Source organism: Roseibium sp. RKSG952 (assembly GCF_009711355.1).
The window spans coordinates 1-750 of sequence record NZ_SMMF01000372.1; the positions used below are offsets into that span (position 1 = coordinate 1).

Sequence of the window (750 nt, forward strand, 5' to 3'; positions counted from 1 at the left end):
CGGAAGACCTTCAGACGCCGGGAATGTGCCGCGAGGCAGTGAGACAATGCGGTGTGGCGTTGCAATATGTTCCGGAAGACCTTCAGACGCCGGGAATGTGCCTCGAAGCGGTCAGGCAAGACGGCTGGGCGTTGCGCGATGTGCCGGAGAGTCTCCGGACACCCGAGATCTGCCTCGAGGCGGTGAGACAGGAAGGCGCGGCGCTGGATTATGTGCCGGAAGCCCTCCGGACACCTGAGATGTGCCGCGAGGCAGTGATACAAAGCGGCGGGGCGTTGCGCGATGTGCCGGAGAGTCTCCGGACAGAGGAGATGTGCCTTGAGGCAGTGAGGCAAGACGGCCGGGCGTTGGAATATGTGCCGGAGAGTCTCCAGACGCGGGAGATGTGCCGCGAAGCCGTAAGGCAACACGGCTGGGCGTTGCTATGGATGCCGGACAACCTCCAGACGCGGGGGATGTGCCGCGAAGCCGTAAGGCAAGACGGCTGGGCGTTGTGCCTTGTTCCGAAAGTCCTCCGGACATCTGAGATGTGCCTTGAGGCGGTGAGGCAAGACGGGGCGTTATACTGTGTTCCAAAAGCCCTCCAGACGGAGGCGCGTTGGTATGGGTGCCGAAAGACCTCCGGACGCGGGAGATGTGCCGCGAGGCGGTGAGGCAAGACGTCGGGGCGTTGGCATATGTGCCGGATGACCTCCGGACATCGGAGGTGCGCCTCGAGGAAACAGAGCAGCCTAAATGGGTGGCAGCGAA

1 protein-coding gene is annotated in these 750 nt (G+C 63.1%); it reads left to right on the forward strand.

Annotated elements, in window-relative coordinates; all coding sequences use genetic code 11:
* The coding region (locus tag E1297_RS01100) for a DUF4116 domain-containing protein (RefSeq protein ID WP_155132819.1) at positions 1 to 653 on the forward strand (653 nt) is incomplete at its 5' end.
* Positions 654 to 750 lie beyond the last annotated feature (97 nt).